The sequence below is a fragment of the Ruegeria sp. YTSA144 genome, assembly GCF_059610125.1.
The window spans coordinates 111,201-134,016 of record NZ_JBXWNA010000007.1 but is presented as its reverse complement, the minus strand read 5'-3'; the positions used below and the strand labels follow the sequence as shown (position 1 = coordinate 134,016).

General features: G+C 61.6%; 14 protein-coding genes. 6 read left to right on the top strand and 8 right to left on the bottom strand.

The genetic code is table 11. The annotated features are described in order from the left end of the window. Positions 1-38 precede the first annotated feature (38 nt). Positions 39-269 carry a DUF2798 domain-containing protein gene (locus AC2FF8_RS15465; RefSeq protein WP_170346776.1) on the bottom strand — a complete coding sequence of 77 codons (231 nt, stop codon included), beginning with the start codon at positions 267-269 and terminating at the stop codon, positions 39-41. 76 nt (positions 270-345) lie between these two features. Further along, positions 346-1,098: a hydroxypyruvate isomerase family protein gene (locus tag AC2FF8_RS15460; RefSeq protein ID WP_496880129.1), complete on the bottom strand. Its 753-nt coding sequence runs from the start codon at positions 1,096-1,098 to the stop codon at positions 346-348. 175 nt (positions 1,099-1,273) lie between these two features. On the opposite strand from AC2FF8_RS15460, the gene AC2FF8_RS15455 reads away from it, so the two are divergent. Then, the gene (locus AC2FF8_RS15455; RefSeq protein ID WP_496880128.1) at positions 1,274-2,224 is read left to right on the top strand and encodes a DMT family transporter; all 951 of its coding nucleotides are present in this window, start codon (positions 1,274-1,276) and stop codon (positions 2,222-2,224) included. On the opposite strand, the gene AC2FF8_RS15450 is transcribed toward AC2FF8_RS15455, so the two are convergent. Then, on the bottom strand, positions 2,207-2,782 hold the full coding sequence (locus AC2FF8_RS15450; RefSeq protein ID WP_496880127.1) for a DUF1285 domain-containing protein: 576 nt from the start codon (positions 2,780-2,782) through the stop codon (positions 2,207-2,209). The genes AC2FF8_RS15455 and AC2FF8_RS15450 overlap by 18 nt on opposite strands. 64 nt (positions 2,783-2,846) lie before the next feature. Between AC2FF8_RS15450 and AC2FF8_RS15445 the strand changes: the two genes are divergently transcribed. From AC2FF8_RS15445 to AC2FF8_RS15430, 4 genes are read left to right on the top strand one after another with little or no spacing between them, the layout of a single operon-like run. Continuing rightward, positions 2,847-3,854, top strand: coding sequence for an AAA family ATPase (locus tag AC2FF8_RS15445; RefSeq protein WP_425079929.1), 1,008 nt, complete (start codon positions 2,847-2,849; stop codon positions 3,852-3,854). After that, on the top strand, positions 3,851-4,726 hold the full coding sequence (locus AC2FF8_RS15440) for a DUF58 domain-containing protein (protein WP_170346772.1): 876 nt from the start codon (positions 3,851-3,853) through the stop codon (positions 4,724-4,726). The genes AC2FF8_RS15445 and AC2FF8_RS15440 overlap by 4 nt, the downstream gene beginning before the upstream one ends. Then, positions 4,723-7,485: a DUF4159 domain-containing protein gene (locus AC2FF8_RS15435; protein WP_496880126.1), complete on the top strand. Its 2,763-nt coding sequence runs from the start codon at positions 4,723-4,725 to the stop codon at positions 7,483-7,485. Before AC2FF8_RS15440 ends, AC2FF8_RS15435 begins: the two co-directional genes overlap by 4 nt. Next, on the top strand, positions 7,482-9,524 hold the full coding sequence (locus AC2FF8_RS15430) for a hypothetical protein (RefSeq protein WP_425079931.1): 2,043 nt from the start codon (positions 7,482-7,484) through the stop codon (positions 9,522-9,524). The genes AC2FF8_RS15435 and AC2FF8_RS15430 overlap by 4 nt, the downstream gene beginning before the upstream one ends. On the opposite strand, the gene pbpC is transcribed toward AC2FF8_RS15430, so the two are convergent. Together pbpC and AC2FF8_RS15420 are read right to left on the bottom strand one after the other, a co-directional pair. Beyond that, the gene (gene pbpC / locus AC2FF8_RS15425; protein ID WP_496880125.1) at positions 9,521-11,557 is read right to left on the bottom strand and encodes a penicillin-binding protein 1C; all 2,037 of its coding nucleotides are present in this window, start codon (positions 11,555-11,557) and stop codon (positions 9,521-9,523) included. The two genes, AC2FF8_RS15430 and pbpC, sit on opposite strands and share 4 nt — an antisense overlap. Positions 11,558-11,593: 36 nt before the next feature. Continuing rightward, positions 11,594-17,020: an alpha-2-macroglobulin family protein gene (locus AC2FF8_RS15420; protein ID WP_496880124.1), complete on the bottom strand. Its 5,427-nt coding sequence runs from the start codon at positions 17,018-17,020 to the stop codon at positions 11,594-11,596. A 117-nt stretch (positions 17,021-17,137) separates the two neighbouring features. Here AC2FF8_RS15420 and AC2FF8_RS15415 point away from each other — a divergent pair, with 117 nt between their 5' ends. Next, complete coding sequence (locus AC2FF8_RS15415; RefSeq protein WP_496880123.1) at positions 17,138-19,396, top strand: response regulator; 2,259 nt, start codon at positions 17,138-17,140, stop codon at positions 19,394-19,396. Positions 19,397-19,486: 90 nt separating this feature from the next. Here the strand turns inward: AC2FF8_RS15415 and yaaA are convergent, their stop codons facing one another. The 3 genes from yaaA to AC2FF8_RS15400 form a co-directional block, all read right to left on the bottom strand. Then, on the bottom strand, positions 19,487-20,257 hold the full coding sequence (gene yaaA, locus AC2FF8_RS15410; protein ID WP_496880122.1) for a peroxide stress protein YaaA: 771 nt from the start codon (positions 20,255-20,257) through the stop codon (positions 19,487-19,489). Between the two features lie 33 nt (positions 20,258-20,290). Beyond that, positions 20,291-22,330 carry a DNA helicase RecQ gene (gene recQ / locus AC2FF8_RS15405; RefSeq protein ID WP_496880121.1) on the bottom strand — a complete coding sequence of 680 codons (2,040 nt, stop codon included), beginning with the start codon at positions 22,328-22,330 and terminating at the stop codon, positions 20,291-20,293. Between the two features lie 76 nt (positions 22,331-22,406). After that, entirely contained in the window at positions 22,407-22,694 is a 288-nt protein-coding gene (locus tag AC2FF8_RS15400) for a YggT family protein (RefSeq protein WP_005980077.1), read from the bottom strand. Positions 22,695-22,816: the final 122 nt, after the last annotated feature.

Below are 22,816 nucleotides of genomic sequence, written 5' to 3'. Positions count from 1 at the left end.
GCCGCTCATCAGGCCCGGCGGGCCATCTTCGCGGCAGGTCAGGCCTCGGGCCTGACCAACAGCGCGACTAACCGGCGGGTCAGCGGGGCCACGAACAGAACCACCGCGAAGGCCACCGGCCAGCTGACGCTCCAGGCACCCATCCAACTGGCGAGTGTCTCGGGGCCCAGCCCGATCTCTTTGACTGTTGCGATGCAGGTCACGATGCAGGACATCAGCCCTGACAGGATGAAGGCAAACAGGACGGGGGCAAAACGGGCGGGAATCATGCGGCTCTTCCTCTGCTGATTTGCCGGTTCATATGCGGCATTCGAAATGTGATTTCCAGTGCGCAGGCGCACAGGCCTATTGCATCCAGTGCAGAGATGCCTCGGTGTGCCGGGTAGAAGGCGCGTATTCGGCGCTGACCCAACCGGTGTAACCAGCATCATCCATTGCCGCGAAAAGCTGCGCGAAATCCGTGGGCCCGCGCCCCGGTTCAGAACGTTCGGGGGCGGCCCCGATCTGGGCGTGGACAACACTTGGGTGAAAACGCTCCCAGACGGCCAGCGCGTCGCCGTGGATCATATGTGCGTGAAAACTGTCATATTGCAGACCGACATTCGGGCGATCCACGCGGCCCAGTACCTCGGCCGCCAGATCATAGTCGTTCAGAAAATAGCCGGGTTGGGACATCGGATTGAGGGGTTCGATCGTGAAAGTCTGCTGCGGTGCGAAATCGGCAGCCCACTGCAAGTTGTGCACGAAGCAGTCCATCGCATCCGTCCCCGCTGCGTATCCGGACATGATATGAATGAAGCCCGGTCGCAGCACCTGAGCGTAGCGCAGAACGCGGCGGATATCAGACTGAAACCGGGACGCACCGCCGGGGATGGCGGCATAACCTGGTGTGCCACCGGTATAATTCGGCGGAGGCGCGTTGATCAGAACCAGTTCGAGCCCGTTGGCCAGCAAGGCCCGCCGGGTTTCTTTTGCCGCAAGTTCATACGGAAACAGGATCTCGACCGCCCGGAACCCGGCGTCTGCCGCTGCCTGAAACCGGTCGAGATACGGAAGTTCGGCAAAGAGCAACGAGATATTCGCGGCGAATTTTGGCATAGGCGGCCCATGGGTTTCAGGTGGCCCGACCTTATCCGCGCGTTGATTTCCGCGAAAGTGACAGAAAACGACAGTTTGTCGAAATTCGACCAGATCGACCCGAGGAAATCGGAAACGTTTCTGGTATCGCGGCGAATCATTTTTCCGGCGCCGTGCCAATAGAAGGTTCGAAACGATGGCGATGAGCCCAGACCCCGTCCGCGGGAACAGCCTTTCTGCGTCCGCGGGGCAGTATTCTGCCTTGTCGGGCAACGGGTTGGCCGTGGCCTCGATGCTGACATGGGCGGCCGGGTTTCCGGCGGCCGAAGTGCTGTTGCAAACATGGCCGCCCGTTGCCCTGTTGGCCGCGCGACTGGCGCTGGCCGTATTGGTGATGGTACCGGTCTGGGTGATCATGGACGGACCGCGCCGGGTTGTTTCGGCCGGCTGGGGTCATGCAATGACCGTCGGCGGCCTTGGAATCGGGTTAGGAATGTTCCTGTTGATCTTGGCGCAAAAGCTGACCGACCCGGTGACGGTGGCGCTCATCGTCTCGTGTGCGCCCTTGGTGGCCACATTGCTTGAATTGGCTGCTGGCACACGCCGGTTGAAGTGGAATTTTGCGCTGGGCGTTCTTGTGTCGGTTGTCGGCGGGCTGATCGCCACCAGCGCCTTGGCCCCGGCACAGTTGGGTCTGGGCGCGGCCTGTGCGGTTGGATCAACGGTGCTGTTTTGCTGGGCCAGCATGGCAACCGCCCGGGACTTCCCCGAGCTCAGCCAGACCGGGCGCACCACGATCACCTTCGTCGGAGGGCTGGGCATGGCGTCGCTGCTGGTTTTCGGATCGGCGCAGTTTGGCCTGGAAGTGATGCCTGCAACTGCATTCGACGTGCAGCAGGCAGGCATGCTGATGATCTATGCGCTTGTTTCCATGGGCCTCAGCCAGGTCCTTTTCATCACCTCCGTCGGCAAGCTGGGCGTTGCGTTGGCCTCTTTTCACATCAATGTTGCCCCGTTCTACGTGATGCTGATCATGCTGATGCTGGGGGACGAGTGGAACTGGACCCGGGCACTGGGTGCGGGCATTGTTGCAATGGCTGTCGTGCTGGCACAGGATCGCGCGCCCCGGTCAGCTCAGGTCGGCTGAGGGGATCAGGCCAAAGAACTGCCCGCCTGACCAAACACCGAACCAGCCGTCATGATGCGTTCCGATCTCGACGAGGCGGTAGAAGCTTTTGCGGTCTATGCGGGCTTCGAGGTTGTCGCGGATCAATATGTAGGGTGAGGGTTCGTCTGTATCAGGGTCGATTACAATGCGGATCGGATGGTCAACTCCGGCCACGGCCCTGTCGCCAACATGGGTTGTGAAGGTCAAGGACTGGTCCTTTCCATCCCCGTCCCGGTCGAAATCCACAGCAACAAACGGCGCGTCTTCGACAGTGATTCCCACCTTCTCGACCGGCGTGACGAGGTAGTATTTGCCGTCTTCCTTCTTAAGAATTGAGGAAAAAAGCTTCACAAGCTCGAAACGGGTGATGGGTGAGCCTAAATAACTCCATGTGCCATCTTTTGCGATCTTTATGTCCAGATCGCCGCAAAACGGAGGATTCCAGAGGTGAACGGGCGGTAAACCGTTGGTTTTGGCCGCCTTGACCGATGCCGCCAGACCGTCAGGCGACGGTTTCACAGGTTTTTGTCCGCTCATTGCTTTTGCCATTTCCTCTCAGCGCGATACACTTCAATCATAATAGTCCACGGAAGGGAAAGTCATGACCGAACCTGCCGACCTCGTAGCCGAGATCGAAGCGCTGGAAAACAAGCTGCAAGAGGCCAAGGCCTCGATCACCCGCCGCTTCATCGGGCAGGAGAGGGTCGTTGACCTGACGCTGACCGCGCTTTTGTGTGGCGGCCATGCCCTTCTGATCGGTTTGCCGGGGCTGGGCAAAACGCGTCTGGTCGAGACCCTGTCAACGGTGATGGGCCTGCATGGCAACCGCATTCAGTTCACGCCCGACCTGATGCCTGCCGATATTCTGGGCTCTGAGGTGTTGGATACTGCCGACGATGGCAGCCGCCATTTCCGGTTCATTCCCGGCCCGATCTTCTGTCAGCTGTTGATGGCGGACGAGATCAACCGGGCAAGTCCGCGGACTCAGTCGGCGCTGTTGCAGGCGATGCAGGAACGCACAGTGACCGTGGCGGGCGAGGATCGTTCATTGGGTACGCCCTTCCACGTGCTGGCAACGCAAAACCCGATTGAACAGGAAGGCACCTATCCGCTGCCCGAAGCGCAGCTTGACCGGTTCCTGGTACAGATCGATGTCGAATACCCCGACCGTCAGACCGAGCGGGATATTCTGCTGGCCACGACAGGGGTTGAAGAAGAGGAAGCGCATCAGATTTTCAGCAAGGAAGAGTTGCTGGCCGCGCAGGTCCTGTTGCGTAGGATGCCGGTCGGAGAATCCGTCGTTGAGCTGATCCTTGATCTGGTGCGGGCCTTCCGCCCCGAAGAATCTGGTGTGTCCGAACGGGTTGCCGAAACCGTGGCCTGGGGCCCGGGCCCTCGTGCAGCGCAGGCGCTGATGATGACGGTGCGGGCGCGTGCCATGTTGCAGGGACGTCTGGCGCCAAATGCCGAGGATGTTCTGGACATGGCGCGCCCGGTGCTCAGCCATCGGATGGCACTGAACTTTGCGGCACGGGCGCGTGGCGACAGCCTTGCTGATCTGATCGACTCGACCGCTGTCGGGCTGATCCGGACCGAGGCCGCGGCGTGAATGCCGCGCTGACCCTTCGCGAAAGATCCGAAGCCGAGGCATCACGGCTGCCGCCCCTGTTGGCGCGGGCCGAGCATTTGGCAGGTACCGTTCTGCTGGGCGACCACGGTCGACGGCGATCCGGCATGGGGGATGATTTCTGGCAATACCGTCCGGCCCAGATCGGCGACAGCCGTCGCATGATCGATCACCGCCGCTCGGCGCGGGGGGATCAGCAGTTTGTACGTGAGCGGGAATGGCAGATCGCGCAATCCGTGATGCTGTGGGTCGATCAGGGGGCTTCAATGCGGTTTGCATCCGACAAGACCCTGCCGACCAAAGCGGATCGCGCCCGGCTGTTGGGGCTGGCGACATCCATCCTTCTGGTGCGCGGTGGTGAACGTGTCGGCCTGACCGGCACCACCTTGCCGCCCCGGCGCGGCAATGCGCAGATCATCCGGCTGGCGCAGGCCTGGTCCGAGGATGATCAAGCGGATTACGCCCCGCCCGAACACCGCGCCATGATCCCTCATGCCCGCGCCGTGTTCATCTCTGATTTTCTGGGCCCCATGGATGAGGTTGAACTGGCCCTGACCAAAGCCGCCGACCGTGGCGTGCGCGGCGTGGTTCTGCAAGTGCTGGATCCGGGTGAGGAGTCGTTTCCCTATCGCGGGCGCACCATCTTCGAAAGCGTCGGAGGGTCCGTCCGACACGAAACGCTCAAGGCTGCTGAGTTGCGGGATCGTTATCTGGAACGCCTCGCACGCCGCAAGGACGCGCTGACGCAGTTATGCCGGGCGACGGGCTGGCAACTGGGCCTGCATCACACGGGCGACAGCGCGCAGGCGGCTCTGTTGTGGCTTTATCGGGCCTTGGACGGGGGAACGCGATGACGGTTCTGGCGGGCATCGGCTTTACCGCGCCCTGGGTGTTGCTGGGTCTTCTGACCCTGCCGATCCTGTGGCTGATCCTGCGCGCTGTTCCGCCCGCACCGATCCGCCGCTTGTTCCCGGCGGTCACGCTGCTGCTGGGCCTGAAGGATGACGAAAGCGTATCCGACCGCACCCCGTGGTGGCTGCTGCTGCTGCGGATGCTGGCGGCGGCTGCGATCATCATCGGGCTGGCAGGGCCGGTCCTGAACCCGTCACGGGATGAAACCGGAACCGGGCCGCTGCTGCTGGTGCTGGATGCCAGTTGGGCCGGTGCCGCGCGCTGGCCGGCGACACTTGACCAAATCGACACCCAGCTGTCCGAAGCCGGGCGCGCGGGCCGCACGGTTGCGATTTTGCGCCTGACAGAGCCGGAAACACCTGTATTTCAGGCTGCGGAAGCGTGGCGCGGGCGTTTGCCGGGGCTGACCCCGAACCCCTGGCAGCCGAATGCGGATCAGATTGCTCAGACCATTGCCGCGTTGAACGCCGTTGACGGCAGGTTTGATACCCATTGGTTCAGTGACCGGCTGGGCTATGCAGACCACGCTGAGCTGGTGTCCAGCCTTCAGGCGCGCGGTGATGTGACGGTCTATCAGGCGGCGTCTCGGCCCGTTGCGATCCGGCCTGCGGCCTATCAGGACGGGCTGATCCAATTGACCGTTCAGCGCGCGGGCCCCGGCCCGGAAGACCGCGTGACGGTATTGGCGCAAGGCCGTGATCCGGCGGGCACGGCCCGGGTGCTGCATTCCGTTGAGCTGACCCTTGAAGCCGGCGAAACCACGGCGCAGGCCGATCTGGCACTGCCGTCGGAATTGCGCGCCCGGATCACGCGGTTTGAAATTCAGGGCCAAAGGTCCGCCGGGGCCGTGACCCTGACCGATGACAGTTTGCGCCGGCGCGAGGTTGCACTGATTGCCGGAACCCTCAACCGTGAAGGGCTGGAGCTGTTGTCGCCTCTGCATTACCTGACACAGGTCCTGAGTCCGACCGCGGATTTTGTGGATGGCGCCCTGCTTGAGGTTCTGCCCGCCAACCCGGATGTGATCGTCCTGTCGGACGTGGCCCAGATGTCTGAACCGGAAAAGGCTGCTTTGATCGAATGGGTCGAACAGGGTGGGCTGCTGCTGCGTTTTGCCGGTCCGCGCATGGCGGCCAGCGATCTGGGCAGGGACACCGAAGACACCCTGTTGCCGGCGCGGCTGCGCAGCGGTGGGCGATCCGTCGGCGGCGCGATGAGCTGGGGCGAAGCGAAGACGCTGGCTCCATTCCCCGAGAACTCTCCTTTTTACGGCCTGGCTATCCCGGATGACGTGGTTGTCTCGACACAAGTCATGGCCCAACCAGACCCTAACTTGGCGGATCGCGTGATTGCTTCGCTGTCCGACGGCACTCCATTGGTGACGCGCAAGGCACTGGGACTTGGGCAGGTGGTGCTGTTTCACGTCACTGCGGATGCCGAATGGTCCAGCCTGCCCTTGTCAGGCCTGTTCGTCGAGATGCTGGACCGTTTGGCCGTGGCTTCGGCAGCCAAGTCGCGGCAAGAGGCGCAGTTGCAGGGCACCACGTGGGAACCGGTTCAGATCATGGACGGGTTTGGGGCCTTGTCGGATGCCGGAACGCTGGCCGGTGTGGATGGGGTTCAGCTGATCTCGGGCCGGATCGGGCCAGAGCTGCGTCCGGGTCTTTATGAAAGCGGTAAACAGAAGCTGGCATTGAACGTGGTCTCGGAAGAAACCGAGCTGCGCCCGGTGACCTGGCCCGCCAATGTGCCGATCAAGGGGCAGGAAATCAGCACCGAAACCCCGCTTGGTGGCCTGTTGCTCAGCCTCGCACTGATCTTGCTGACGGTTGACATAATTGCCTCTCTGGCTTTGTCGGGCAGGCTGGGTCTGGCCCGAACGACGGCTGCGGCGCTGGCGGCTTTTCTGCTGGTGCCGGACGTACAGGCGCAGACTCCCGAAGATACCGAGTTCGCCCTGGCGGCAACGCAAGAACTTGTGCTGGCGCATGTGCTGACGGGTGACGCGCAGGTGGACGACATTGCCGAGGCCGGATTGCGGGGCTTGGCACAAACCCTGTTCTTTCGCACCTCTGTCGAACCGGCGGACCCCATCGGCGTTGATCTGGAACGAGACGAACTGGCATTCTTTCCGCTGCTCTATTGGCCCATAACACCGAACCAGCCGCAACCTTCGGCCGAGGCGTATATCAAACTGAACGCCTATCTGCGTTCGGGGGGGATGATCCTGTTTGACACGCGCGACGCGGATATTGCCGGTTTCGGCGCATCCAGTCCGAATGGCCGCAAGTTGCAGCAACTGGCCGGACCGCTGAATATCCCTGCATTAGAGCCGATACCCCGCGATCACGTCCTGACCAGAACATTCTATTTGCTCCAGGATTTTCCGGGTCGCTATTCCGGCGCAGAAGTTTGGGTCGAAGCTGCGCCCGGGGATGCCGAACAGATCGAGGGGATGCCATTCCGCAACCTCAACGACAATGTGACGCCGGTGGTTATCGGCGGCAATGACTGGGCCGGGGCCTGGGCCGTGGATCGCAACGGGCAGGCCCTGTTGCCTGTCGGTCGTGGCTATGCCGGGGAACGGCAACGCGAACTGGCCAATCGTTTTGGCGTCAATCTGGTGATGCACGTTCTGACCGGGAACTACAAATCCGATCAGGTCCATGTGCCCGCCCTTTTGGACAGGTTGGGACAATGACCGGAACCGTCATATTCGACCCGCTGATCCCGTGGCCGTTTTTGGCTGCTGTGGGGGCGATTGCCGCTGTCGGAGTAGGTCTGGCCTTGTGGCGCGGCTTGTCGGGCTGGGCCCTGCGGGGATTGGCGGCTTTGGTTGTCATCGCGGCACTGTCCGGTCCGGTCTATCAAGTCGAGGACCGCGCGCCGCTGACGGATATCGTTTTGATGATCGAGGATGAAAGCGCCAGCCAGACACTTTCGGACCGGGCCCGTCAAACTGCGCAGGCCGCCGAAGATCTGGCCGCCGAGATCGAGGCGCGGGACAATACGGAACTGCGCCGCATTCGGGTCGGCGACGGTGACGGGGATGAGGGCACGCAGGTCATGGCCGCCCTGAATGAAGCCCTGGCCGAAGAACCGCGCGCGCGCATCGCGGGCATTCTGGTGGTATCGGACGGGATCGTGCATGATGCCGATCAGGCCCCGGAATTGCCGGCGCCGATGCATCTGTTGCAAACCGGGCGTGCAGACGACTGGGATCGCAGGCTTATCGTCCGAAATGCGCCGGCCTTTGCCATCATCGGAGAATCAGTGACTTTGACCCTGCGCGTGGAAGACAGCGGTGCAGCCCCCGCGGGTGCCGCGACAGCGCCGCTGGAGATTTCCGTGGATGGTGGCGAGCCGCAGCAGCTGAGTATTCCAATCGGTCGGGACGTCGAACTGCCTGTCACCCTGCCGCATGGCGGGCGCAACGTGATCCAGTTTTCCGTGCCTCAGGCCGAAGGTGAGTTGACCGACCGCAACAACACCGCGCTGATCCAGATGAACGGCGTTCGGGATCGCCTGCGCGTTCTGCTGGTCTCGGGTGAGCCGCATCCCGGTGGGCGCACATGGCGCAACCTGCTGAAATCCGACAGTTCCGTAGACCTCGTGCACTTCACCATCCTGCGTCCGCCCGAGAAACAGGATGGCGTGCCCGTCGACGAGCTTTCACTCATCGCTTTCCCAACGCGTGAACTGTTTCTGGAAAAGATCAACGATTTCGATCTGATCATCTTCGACCGCTACAAGCGGCGCGGCATCCTGCCTGCGATCTATCTGGACAACGTCACCAGTTATATCAACGATGGCGGCGCCGTTCTGATTGCGGCCGGTCCCGATTTCGCCGGAGCTGACAGCATTTTCCGGTCGCCGCTGGCACCGATCCTGCCGGCTCAACCCTCTGCGCGTGTCTTCGAGGAACGCTATGTTCCGAAGGTCAGCGACTTGGGTCAGCGCCATCCGGTGACAACAAATCTTGGCGATTCCGAGGATTGGGGGGCCTGGTTGCGCCAGATCGATGTGAACCATCGCTCGGGCGAGGTTCTGATGACAGGCATTGACGAACGCCCCCTGCTGGTTCTGGACCGAGTTGGAGAAGGGCGTGTCGCGATGCTGGCTTCGGACCACGCCTGGCTGTGGAGCCGTGGCTTTGAAGGCGGCGGCCCACAACTGGAGCTTTTGCGCAGGCTGGCCCATTGGATGATGAAGGAACCCGAGCTTGAGGAAGAGGCGCTGTGGGCCGAAGCCAACGGGCAGTCCATGCGCATCATTCGACAGACGCTTGGGGATGATGTGGGTCCGGTGACTGTGACGCGTCCGAACGGCGAAACGCTGGAAATCACTTTGCAAGAGGTCTCTCCGGGGCGGTTCGAAGCGCAATATTTTGGGCCTGAGATTGGTCTTTACCGTTTGCAGGAAGGCGACCATACAGCCGTGATTGGCCTTGGTCCCGCCGCGCCGAAGGAATTTGAACGCACCATTGCAACGGGGGATGTTCTTGAACCGGTTCTGGCCGGCATGCGTGGCGGCGTGATCCGTTTGGAAGATGGATTGCCGTCGATCCGCAACGTGCGCGCCGGGCGTCCGGCGGCTGGTCGGGGCTGGATCGGTCTGACCCCGCGCGATGCCTACGAGACACGGGATGTGACCCAGGCGGGTCTGCTGCCACCTTGGCTGGTTTTGCTGTTGGCAGGAGGTTTCCTGTTGGGCGGTTGGCTGCGCGAAGGGCGGCGCTAATCGATCCTGATTGACGCCCTGTCGGACTGACCTTGCGCATCCACCACGACAAGCGAGGTGAAGCCGGTCCCCGGATTGGGGATTTCGAACTCTCGTCGCCGCTGTCCGGTCAGCACCGGCACACCATCTGCCAGCACGGAAAACGGCCCGACGCCGCCACGCAGTTTGACCGTCAGTGGTGCTCCTGACGTCTCTAACACGGCGTTATCTGGCGGGAACAGCAGGTCCGGCGCCGAGGGATCATCCTTGAAAGCTGTCGTGCGGGGGCGAAATCGCTGCAACGGTTGCGGCAATTGGGCCGCGCCGACAAGCAGGGTCGAGGGTGGCGGGGGACGCAGGGGCGTGAGGTCGGGTTTCAACAGGTTGAAAGCCTCGGCCAGAAGCGGCGCGGCAAGATCGCCCCCAAATGCACCGGGAACAGGCGTTCCATCGGCGCGGCCCAGCCAGACCCCGATGACGTGCTGCCCGTCAAAGCCGATGGCCCAGGTATCGCGGTGGCCATAAGACGTGCCGGTCTTGTAGGCAAGCGACCCTGTTGCACCGCCTGCCGGTGGCGCGAGCCCGGCCAGAATGTCCGCAACCTGCCAGGCAGAGGTTTCTGACAGAACGCGCGGGGTGCGCTGAGCGTCTGCCAGAACGTCATGATGCAGGATCGGGCCTGTGCCTCCAGCTGCCAGGGTGGCGTAGACCTGTACCAGATCGTGCAGGCTCAACCCCACGCCGCCCAAAGAAATCGCCAATCCGGGTGTGCCGCCCTTCAGACGCGGTTCCGAGCCGGCCAACCGCAATGCCGTCATCACACGAACGGGCCCCAGCTCATTCGTCAGCCGTACAACGGGGATGTTCAGCGACAATTGCAATGCCTCCCGCACCCGGACATCTCCACGGAATGCGCCGTCAAAATTGCGCGGCGCGTACCGACCGAACATGACGGGGCTGTCGCTGATCAGGGTCTCGGGATGGGCCAGCCCCTGATCGAAGGTCAGCCCGTAGACCAGAGGTTTCAGGGTCGATCCGGGCGACCGTACGGCCCGGGTCATATCCACGAACCCCTGACGCGCATCCTGGTACCCGGCAGATCCGACCGATGCCAGAACCTCGCCGCTGCGATGATCGGCCACGATCAGGGCCCCGGAAACGCGCGGTCCGACACGGGTGGCGGCCTGGGCCACCAAGGTTTCCAGCCGGGCCTGCAATCCGGCATCCAGCGTCAGATCGAAGGCCTGGATTGCGGGTGCTTGCCGCACCACACGGTCAGTCAGATGCGGTGCAAGGCGCGGAAACGAATTCATCCGATCCGGAAGGGGTTCGGTCATGGCCGCGCGCGCCTCAGCACCGGTCAGGACGTTATGGCGTTCAAGCCTGCGCAGCACCCGGTCACGCGCTTCTCGGGCGGCCTGTGGGTTGCGATCCGGACGCCGGGCCTCGGGGGATTGCGGCAGTGCGACCAACAGGGCTGTCTGTGCGGGAGTCAGCCGGGCGGCGTCCTTTCCAAACCACGCGCGGGCACCGGCACGGAGCCCTTCCAGATTGCCGCCATAGGGGGCGTGGGTCAGATAAAGGTTCAGGATTTGCTGTTTGCTCAGACGCCGCTCCAACGCCAATGCGACTCTGATCTGGCGAAATTTCCCGCTCCAGCGCCCGGTCGGGCCATCTTCGATCAACCGCGCCACCTGCATGGTCAGGGTGGACCCGCCCGACACGTTGCGTCCGTTCCACAGGCTTTGCCCGGCGGCCCGCAGCATCGCGATGGGGTCCACTCCGGCGTGGGTCCAGAACCGTTTATCCTCGTACCGGATCAGCATGGCGATGAAATTCGGATCGACGGCACCGGGCCGTAGCCTCCAGATGCCATCCTCGACTGGAAATGCACGCAGAAGGTCGCCGTTCCGGTCTCGCATCTCGACCGAAGCTTCAGCCAGAACGGGAGGCAGGGTTGTGGCGTCGACCCAGCGGTCAACACCATCCCGCGCCAATGCCGTCAAGTAGAGTGCTCCGGCCAGCGCAAACAAAAGCCGCGACCGCCTAGGCATGACAGCCATCCAAGCAGCGGTATGGCGCAAGGCTGATCACTGGATCTCGACCCGTCCGGTAGACGTACGCGCACGGTTCTGCGGGCGGTACATGTCTTCGACCAAGGCCGCAGGATGATGGAACACGCCCGGTGTTACGGCGCGCGCCACGTAGGCCAGCGTTACCGTCTCACGACCGGACAAATCAACGGCGGCCAGGAACCTGTCCGAACGGAACTCGGTATGGGTGGCGTCGGACAGGTCCAGCCAGTCGAGTGCCCGCACATCGCCCGAGCGCAGCAGGCTCGGGTTGTCGATCTCGATCCCGGCGGACAGTGGATCGTCCACCATCAACCGCGCACCGCCGCTTTCGAACGGTGTTACTTGCAGTACAGTGACGAACCGGTCACCCACGGCAAAGCTGTTTGCGTCGATCAAATCGCCATCCATCGAATAGTACCGGCGTTCGATCGCGTAGCCGGTGCCGCCCGCCTCGGGCGGAACCTCCGGAATGCCCGTGATCGTCAAGGTGATATCCGTCGCCTGACCGTCGGCGGCCGTGATGTTGATCTCATCCGCCTGCCCGGATTGCAGAACCTTCACGAACGGACCGGAAACCGGTGCGCCGTTGACCATCAAGCCCGACCCCGTTGGGTCAGACACAAGCGCGTGCGCCGCCAGCAACGACCACGTGGCCTCCTGCGTGGACAGCGGCGTGCGGCCCGTGCTCACCCGTTGGATCAAAGCATCGCGGTCAATCGCCTCGCTGCCCGCGCCCGTGGCAAGGGTCAACAGACCGGCCGCATCCCGCAGGTGGGTGCCGTAGTCAGCGCGCCAGACGTTCTGTTGCTGGTTCTGTTGCCGATCCAGCATCCGCGCGGCACGGTTGAACATCGCATCCGCGCGGGTCTGGTCGCCGTAAGAGGCCAGGGCTGCGCCCAATTGCGCCGCCGCCAGAGGGGTGTCGAAGGCATCCCCTTTGACATCCGCGTAATAGCGCAGATCACCCATCGAGGCCGCGCCTTCCCGCGCCAGAACCATCAGAGCATAGGCAATGTCCTGACCGCCTTCGTCAAAATCAGGCGCGTAATTGATCCTGTTCCGAAGGTTGTCCATTGCCTGAGCGAAAGCCCGGTCCGGCACGGGATGTCCCTGAATGCGGGCACGGGACAGGAAGTCGGTCACATAGGCGTCCAGCCAGAAATCCCCGCTGCCTGCGCGCCACAGACCAAAGGCGCCGTTCGCGGCCTGACGGGTCAGGATGCTGCGGATCGAATCGGCGATGCGTTGATCCACAACCGGACCATCCCCCAGCCCCGAGGCTTGCGCAACGGATGACAGGTACAGCAACGGCAGCGCTTTGCTGGTGATCTGTTCGGTGCAGCCATAGGGATAACGGTTCAGCTGATCCAGCAGTCCGGGTGTGTCGAATTTTGCCAACGCTCCGGCGGACAGGATGGCCTTGGCCGAACCCGGCTGGAACCCGTCAAACACGTCCTGTGAAAACAGGAAGCTGTCGCCTGCGCCCAAGGGAAAACGCCGTGTCAGGGCAATCACCGGATCATTGGCCCGCACGGGCATCCGCAGGGTTTGCGACAGGTCGCGCCCATCAGGAGTGGTGATCGAGACGCTGATTTCAGGATCGCCGACGGCGCTGGCCGTGATCGGGATCTCGAAAACCGCCTTGCCGCCGTCCTCCAGCACAAAGCTGGATGGTGCCGCACCCAGCTCCAAACCGTTGGAGGCGCTCAGGCCAAGTACCATTTCCCCGGGTGTGCCATCCGCATGGACGATCTCAAGACGCATGCGGCTTTGATCGCCTGGGGCAAGGAAGCGCGGAAGGCTGGCGGTGACGACCACAGGGTCGCGGACGATCATTTCGGCTTCGGCCTGGCCGACGGCTTTGTGCGACCATGCGACGGCCATCAGCCGAACGGTTCCGTTGAAAGCGGGAAGGGGAATGTCGATCTCAACCTCACCATCCGCGCCGATCTCGACGGGGCCACTAAACACGGCCATCAGGTCTTGCGTCGGCGGCGGAGACTGGCGACGCATCCCGCTGTCATTGTCGCCGCCCGAGCGCACGGTGCCCATGGCTCCGGTCATGCCGTCGATCAGTCGCCCGTAGACATCCCGCAGATCAACGCCCAGACGGCGCTGCCCGAAATAGTATCCTTGCGGGTCCGGACTTTCGAATCCGGTGAGGTTCAGAATGCCCACGTCGACAGCGGCCAGCGTCAGCCAGACCGGTTCGTCGTCCACGGCGTTTTCGACCCTGATACGGGCTTTTTGCGTCTGACGTGGTGCGGTGACCTCGGGCACATCGACAGTTATGGAGAGTTTGTGTTCCTCTGGATCGATGCTGGCATGGGCCACACCCATTGCCCGCGCCGGGTTCTGACCGGCTGCAACATCCATTGGACGGATCACGGTTGCGGTGACATAAGCCCCTGCGCCCCAATCCTTCGTTACCTCAATGGGGATCAGAGTTTCACCTTCCGGCACTTCCACCATTTGGCGATGGATCAGACGGTTCGAAAGGACTTCGATCTGAGCGACACCGGCCATTCGCGGTACAATCCGCAACTGCGCCGTATCCCCGATGCGATAGCTGTCGCGATCCAATGACATTTCAAGCCGGTCCGGCGTGGTTGACGCATCAGCCGCCTGATACCAGCCCGCATAAAAATCGACGGCGGTTTCGGTATATGTTCCGTCTACGCGTTGCACCACCAGTTCATAGCGCCCCCATTCCACAGGCTGTGTCAGCGTCAGAGGGTCGGAGGAAACGTCCACTTCGCCAGTGGCGACACGGGTGCGGCGCGTTGTCGGTTCCCAATTCCAGTCGCCGTGAAGCTGGTACCATTGATAGCGCGTTTCCATCTTGTTCAGCGTCCAGCGCAGGCGCATCGGAATGGGCGTCAGCTCAGGCGAGAGGCCGACAACCTCAAACGCAGCCTCGGTGCCTTCCGGGATGACTTCGTCGAACAGGGGTTTGACACCAATAACAGGGTGCGGCGGCAGGACGGGCACGGTCAGGCGACGCTCGACCGGGCGGCCCGAGCCATCGGCCAGCCGGGCGATGATTTCGACCTCGATCGGCTTTCCTTCAGTCTCTAATACAGGGACTTCGACGGCCACTGTTGCTTGCCCCGCCGTGTCTGTGCGCATGTCTCCGAAATATGTGCTCTTGATTGAGGTTTCTGCATCATAGCGACCAAAGCGATAGCCTTCATAGCCCGGAACTGTGTCCGCCGGGCGCGCGATGACCTGCCCGTCAATGCTCAGGTCGGACCCCGGCGCTCCGAACAAATAGCGTGCGTCGATCGAAAGCGGTGGACTGTCGCCGGGGCGCAAAGGTGCGTCGGGCAGGGTCAGGTCAAAATCGATACGTTCGGGCAGGAAATCCTCGACCAGCACGGTCTGACGCGCCAGTGCATCGCCCTTGGGATCGGATTTGATTTCAACCCTCCATGCGCCACGCGGTACGTCTGCGGCCACGGGCAGGGCAAAGACATGGCCCCCGGCAACGCCGCCATCCGAGACCGACCGGCGGTATTCCACCCCGTCCGGGCGATACAGGATCGCAGTCAGAGGCAGGCCCTCGATGGCCAGCGCCTTGCCATCGCGGGACAGGGCAGTGACGTGGATCACTTCGCCGGCCCTGTAGGCACCTCGGTCGGTGGTCAGAAAGACATCGACTGGCCCCGCCGGCGCGCGCCCTTCAACGCCGCGATCCGACAGATCAAAGGCAGGATCGGTCAGCGAGAGAAAGCTGAAATCGCTATCATCGAGTGCAGCCGTCACCAGAGCAGGCGCACTGGCCCCTTTGCCGCGTGTCAGGCCCGGATCGAATCTTGCATAGCCGGTTTCATCGGTCTGTGCCGATGCGATGACGGCATTGGCCTCTGAGACCAGCGAAACTTCGACACCTTGGCGCGGTACTGCATCGCTTAGCCCGCGCACGGTCACGTGCAGCCCGTCAGTGCCAAGGGCGGTGCTGATCCCCAGATCAGAAAGAACAAACCATTGCGTTGCGCCAGGATTGTCATAGGGATCGGCCCCCGGAACGCGGGCGGTCAATGCATAGATACCGGCAGGTTGATCCGAGATCGCTTCGGCCATGGGAAGACGTGCCGTCATGGTCTGGTTCAACTGGTTGGAAACCTCGGCAATACCCGTCCAGATGTCCTGGGCAATCTGGTCCGAGAATTCCTCTTCCTGCCATTCGCTGAGCGGGCGGCCGAAAAAACCCTGTTGCACGGCACGCAACAGGTTCCGATCACTGACCCGCCGCAGGGTCAGGTCAAGTTCGGTGACATTGACGGTTTCGACAGGCAAGGCCGCGTCGGCTGATTTCGGAAGGACATAGCTGCGCCCGGGAAACCGAACCGAAGGTGCCCGGTCGCGAACATAATGGGTCAGTTCAATGCTGCGGTTCAGTGCTTCGCCCGAGGCGGCAGGCAAGCCTTCGCGCAATGTCAGGCGATAGCGCTGGCCATGCGCAACCCCATCGACGCAAAGCTGGCTGCCCTCGGCCTGCACGACCAGCGCGTCAGCGTCACGCTGAACGAAGGGATCATAATCAACCCCGGCTTTGACCAGCGATTCCGAGAATTCGATACAAATCCTGGGGGCAGCCGCATCGCTTTCGACCGAGCTGTCGACCACGCGGAAGCCATATTTACCGATGGCGTTGTCCAAGGCGGCCAATACGTCTTCCCGCGGTTGCACCTGCTCGGCCAGTCGAAGAACAGGGATCATGTCGCGCCCGCGCTCAACCTCTTCCAGGGCCTCCGCAAGGGTCATCAGCGCAGCGATCTGGGAGCCGGGACCATCGGCGCGCAGATAGCCATTGATCGCCGCATTCAGCGCGCGGTTGCGCAGGTCGCGCCGCTCGTTCCAACCCGAAGGGTTCATGGCCAGCAGCAGGCGCGCATATTCCACCCAAAGATCCGCGCGGTCGCTTAGCGATACGGCGACGCCGGTCCACTGCATCGCTTGCGTGACACTGCCCGCGTCGCGCGCGGCATCCAGAACGGCTTGCAGATCATATCCTCCTGCCGGGTGCAGGAACCCCAGATCGCGGGCTTGTTTTCTTGCGTGACCCAGATCGTCAGAACTCAGGACGCTGAGTTCTTGCTCGCGCGTTTTCCCCAAGGTTAGGGTCTGTTCAGCGCTTGGCACCTTTTGCGCGGACAATGCGCCTTGATACGCCTCTTGCCGGTTCACGCCACTTTTGGGAAAGCAGGCATCGGACCGGGTGTTGTAGGTGAACGCCGTACATTGCGCGTTTGCCGAGCAGGCCTGAATGCAGGACTTCAGATCGGTGTCGAACAGAGCATCCAGATCCGAGCCATAAAAATCCGTGTCCCGAGAGGTGACATAGCGGAACTCAGGCACCGCGCCCTGCGCCAGAACGGCAGCGGGAAGGATCAGAAGGAAAATTATGTAAGTCATTGAAATAAAAACAAAGCGACGCATAGGTGCCCTCCTATTTGGGCTCAGCCTTGCATGGCGCGCGCCTGTAACGCAACGGCTTAAACAGTTTTTCATTCTCTGTCGCGATGCTGAATTCCGAACGTCCCGGAATCGATCAAAATGAGTCTTGCAAACAAACTGGCACAGGAACGGCGTGCGCGTCTGGCAGCCGAACGAATGCTTGCCTTGAAACAGGCCGAACTATCGGCTGCAAATCGAAAACTGGGCCAACACGCCATGGCGCTAACCCGGCGTATTGGTGAAACTCAGGCCGAAGTTGAAACTGTTCGCGGCGAAAACGAAAAGGTCAAATCCGATCTCACCGTCGCCCATGCCAAGATCGAAATTGCCGAACGCCGCCTTTGGCATTCGATCCAAACCATTCAGGACGGGTTTGCTTTCTTTGACGGCGACAGCAGGCTCATCAGCGCAAACGCTGCATATCTCAGCGTATTTGAAGGGCTGGATGAGGTGGTGCCAGGGATTTCCTACCAGCGCATTCTGCAATTGCTGACCACCGAAGGAATTGTCGATACCGGTGACGAAACTGCCGAGGAATGGCAGACCAGAATGCAGGCACGCTGGAACCGGGCCAATCCACCTCCGATCGTCATGCAGCTGTGGAACGGCCACTACATCCGCCTGATCGACCAGCGTGGCAGCGGCGGTGACGTGGTCAGCCTGGCGCTCAACATCACCGCGTCGGTCCGGCACGAAACAGAACTGAAGGCTGCCCGCGAACGGGCGGAAGCGGCCAACAGGGCCAAATCAGCCTTTCTCGCCAATATGAGCCACGAAATCCGCACGCCGATGAATGGTATCGTGGGTATGGCCGAACTGCTTGGTGAATCTCCGCTGGACGAAGAACAGCGGCTCTATGTCAACACGATCCGCAATTCGGGTGAGGCACTGTTGGTCATCATCAACGACGTGCTTGATTACTCCAAGATCGAGGCGGACAAACTGGTTCTGCACCCTGAACCCTTCGATCTGGAGCGCTGCATTCTTGAAGTCGCGATGCTGTTACAGCCAAGCGTGCGCGACAAGGGGCTCACGTTGCTTGTGGATTACGACCTGTTCCTGCCCACCCTTTTTGTGGGCGATCCCGGCCGAATACGGCAGGTTCTGACCAATCTGGTCGGCAACGCAGTCAAGTTCACCACGGAAGGGCATGTACTGGTCCGTGTGACAGGCGTTCCGCATGCCCAGGCTCAGACATGCGACATCCATGTTGCCATCGAAGATACCGGCATCGGTATCGATGCGGACAAGATCAACCACGTTTTTGGTGAGTTCAATCAGGTCGAAGATGAACGCAATCGCCAATTTGAAGGTACCGGATTGGGTCTTGCCATCAGCAGGCGCCTGATCACCATGATGGGCGGTTCGGTCTGGGTCGAAAGCGAACCGGGTCAGGGGTCCTGTTTCGGGTTCAGGGTGTCGCTGCCCACGGCAGAAGGCCCACAGCCCGAACCTCCGAAACTGGCGGATTGCGTGAAACACGTCATGGTGGTCGAGGATCTGGCCGTAAACCGTGCCATTTTGGCGAAACAACTTGGCCGTTTAGGAGCCGAAGTGACGGTTTGCGCGTCAGGGGCCGAAGCGCTGGCAGAAATGCATGACGCGATTGAACTTGTCCTGTGCGACCATGATCTGCCGGATATGGATGGCTTGGATCTTGCCGTCACCCTCAAAGACCGTGGGTGGGGCGACGCCTCGGTCATCGTGATGTCTGCAAATCCATCCCTGATCCACACGCACCCAGCCCGTGAACTGATCGACGGTGTGTTGCAGAAGCCGATCCCCAGGGCCGAGTTGTATTCCAGGCTCGTGGCTCTCAAGGACACTCCGCCGCCGGAACGTCGCTCGACGCAGCGAAATTCCGCCCCTGACAACAAAGAAACCAAAGTCTTGGAAACAAGGCGCATGAAGGTACTTGCGGCCGAGGACAATCTTACCAACCAGCTGATCCTGAAAAAGATGGTCAAAGACCTGCATATAGACCTGCGATTTGCGTCCAATGGAATTGAAGCCGTTGAGATCTTTCAGGAGTTTGACCCGGACTTGATCTTCATGGATATTTCCATGCCAAAAATGGACGGCAAACAGGCCACTGCTGAAATCCGCAGGCTTGAGGTCGAAACAGGGCGTCATGTCCCGATCGTGGCCTTGACGGCTCATGCAATGGCCGGTGACGATCAGGGTATCCTGTCCGCGGGGTTGGATCACTACATGACGAAACCGCTGCGCAAAAACCATATTCATCAAATGATCCTGCAACACCAACCGGATGGCGTAAGCGAAGTCATGGACAATCACCTCGCCCAGGAACATGCACCCATGAGTGACCACCACCAGAATCCCACTTCATCTGGCTGAAAATATCCCGGGGAGCGCGAGGGGCTGGCCCCTCGCTCGGACCCACGGCCCGAAACCGTGGAAGGAAACATCAATCAGGCTGTCAGCGTCTCAGGCCGAATAAGGTCGAACAAAGACAGGTTTGTCCTTTTCCGACAGGTCAGCACGATACGCGTAACCGCCCGTATCGAAATCCAGCAGGGCATCGGGGTCGGTCAGGCGGTGCTGAATGACATATCGCGCCATTGCGCCACGCGCCTTTTTGGCAAAGAAACTCACGATTTTCGGAGTGCCGTTTTTGTCTTCCATGAAAACCGGCGAGATGACGCGCAATTTCAGAGCGTTCGGGTCCACGGCGCCGAAATACTCCTGACTGGCGCAGTTGATCAGAACGTCGCTGCCGATCACGTTGCCTTGTGCGTTCAGGGCTTTGCTCAGCTGGTCGCGCCAATACTCATACAGGTTCTTGCCGCGCCGTGTTTTCAGCTTGCTGCCCATCTCCAGCCTGTAGGGCTGTATCGCATCGAGTGGCCGCAAGACACCATAGAGACCTGAGAGGATGCGCAGATGATCCTGCGCCCATGCCAGTTCGTCAGGGTCGAGCGAAGCTGCTTCCAGACCCTGATAGGTGTCTCCTGCAAAGGCCAGCGCGGCCGGGCGCGTCGCATCGGCGTCTGGCATGTCGGAAAAAGCACGATAACGATCGCGATTCAGACGCGCCAGATCATTGCTCAGATCCATCAGCTTCTTCAGATCGCCAAGGGTCAGATTGCGTGCGGTTTTGGACAGTCTGATCGCATCATCCTGAAAATCCGGCTGTGTGACTTGAACGTCCCGCTCTGCCCAGTCCAGCCGCTTGGCCGGAGAAATCACTACCAGCATACCTGCCCTCTCTTCTTGCCTGCTCTGACGTATCTAGCCCGCCCCACGCAACACGTCCAGAAAGGCAGTGCCAAACCTTTCGTGACGCCGGTCGCCCAGCACCTGTTCTAGTCCACGCAGGTCGTCAGGGCGCATCTGCGCCACCTTTGCCAGCTGCGAGGCCGAGCAGGTCAGGGGTTTGTCTATCCCGTCGGGACCGCGGGACAATTGAGATTGTACTTCCAGCAAGCGGTCATAGATGTCGCCCTGATCGCGACCGGCCAGCTTGCGGCGCGCCGGGTGCAACGCCTGGACCTCGCCCGCGATCACTTCAAGGAAGGTGTCGCCATAGCGCTCCAGCTTCTTGGCGCCGACGCCGCCGATCCGGGCCATCTCGTCCAGCGTCATGGGGCGCTTTTCCGCCATTTCGATCAGGGTGCGATCCGGGAAAATGACATAGGCCGGGACCCGGGCGGATTCTGCCAAAGCGCGTCTTTTGGCCTTGAGAGCCGACAGCAAGGGCGCATCTTCATCGGACACCATGGCTTTCACGGCGGGGCGACGGGTTGCCTTGCGCAGGGCGTCCTTGCGCAGGTTGATCTTTGCCTCGCCCTTGAGAATTGGTTTGGCGGCCTCGGTCATCCGCAAGGCCCCGTGGCGTTCGGGGTCGGGGCGCACCAGATCGTGCCCCATCATCTGGCGGAATATCGCCTGCCATTGCGCGCGCGACCATTCCTTGCCGATGCCCCAGGTGGACAGACCATCATGACGGCGCGCGCGGATCTTGTCGGTCTCGTTCCCCAGAAGAATGTCGATCAGGTGACCGCTGCCAAACCACTCATCGGTACGAAGAATCGCGGACAAGGCCATTCGGACGGGTGTTGTGCCATCAAACACTTCGGGCGGTGTATCGCACAGGTCGCATTTGCCACAGGGTGCCTCCTGTTCTCCGAAATAGCCCAGCAGGGTCTGGCGGCGGCATTCCAGCGCCTCGGCCAGCCCCAGTAGAGAATTCAACCGGGCATGATCCGCCATGCGGCGCTCGGGCGGAGCAAGACCTTCGTCAATCTGAGAGCGGCGCAGGCGGATATCGTCGGGGCCGAACAGGGTCAGGGTCTCGGCCGGCCCGCCGTCGCGGCCGGCGCGACCGATTTCCTGGTAATAGGCCTCGATCGATTTCGGCAGGTCCGCATGGGCGACCCAACGAATGTCGGGCTTGTCGATGCCCATGCCAAAAGCCACGGTGGCAACCACGATCAGCCCGTCCTCGCGCGCGAAGCGGGTTTCGACGATGCGGCGGTCCTCGGCCTCCATCCCGCCGTGATAGTGGCAGGCGCTATGGCCCTGTTCGCGCAGCGCCTGCGCCAGCACTTCGGTCTTGTTGCGGGTGCCGCAATAGATGATGCCCGACTGGCCTCGGCGGGCGTCGGCGAAATCCAGGATCTGCCTGCGCGGGCTGTCCTTGGCGGCAAAGGCCAGGTGGATGTTCGGCCGGTCGAACCCGCGCAGGAACTTGCGTGGGGGCGTGCCGTCGAACAGTTTCTCGACGATCTCGTCCTGGGTTTCGGCATCCGCCGTGGCGGTGAAGGCGGCCAGGGGAACGTTCAGCGCGCGCCGCAGCTCTCCGATCCGCAGATAGTCGGGGCGGAAATCATGGCCCCATTGGCTGACGCAATGGGCCTCGTCCACCGCGATCAGGCTGACATTGATCCGCCGCAACATGCCCAGCGCCGAGCCCGCCGCCAGCCGTTCGGGCGCCATATACAGCAGTTTCAGCCGCCCGGCCTCAAGCGCCTCCCACACGGCGTCGGTTTCCTCGGGGGTGTTGCCCGAGGTCAGCGCACCGGCCTCGACCCCGGCCTCCTGCAACCCGCGCACCTGGTCGCGCATCAGCGCGATCAGCGGCGAGATCACCACCGTCACCCCGTCACGCAGCAGGGCAGGAAGTTGAAAACACAGGGATTTGCCGCCACCCGTGGGCATGATCGCCAGCACGTTCTGGCTGGCGGTTACGGCATCGACAATCTCTTCCTGCCCGGGGCGGAATTCATCGAATCCAAAGACATCTCGCAGCAAAGGCGCGGCGTCGAACATGTGCGGGGGTGCCCTGTTTCAAGATTTGACTGCTCTTGAACGGACAATCACACAGTCGGAATCGGGGAACAAGAGGTCAGTAGAAATAGACCGCGTTGTTGATCAGGATGATCCGCAGCGCATAGACACCGATCAGCACCACCAGCGGCGTCAGGTCCAGACCGCCCATATTGGGCAGGATGCGCCGGATCGGGCCATAAATTGGCTCTAACAGGCGGTTCAGCCCGTACCAGATTTGCGCGACCAGCTGTTGGTGCAGGTTGAGCACCTGAAAGTTGATCAGCCAGCTCATGATCACATGGGCCAGGATGATGAACCAGACAATGTCCAGGATCAGCAGCAGGATTTGGATCAGCGACAGCATGGGTTCTCCGTATTCTTGTTGGCCGAGACCTAAGCACCATAGCGACAAAGAGCAAGTGCCTGGCACTCAACGCTTGCGATTTGAATTAAAGCCCAGTCATATAATCGCAACGATAAACAGGG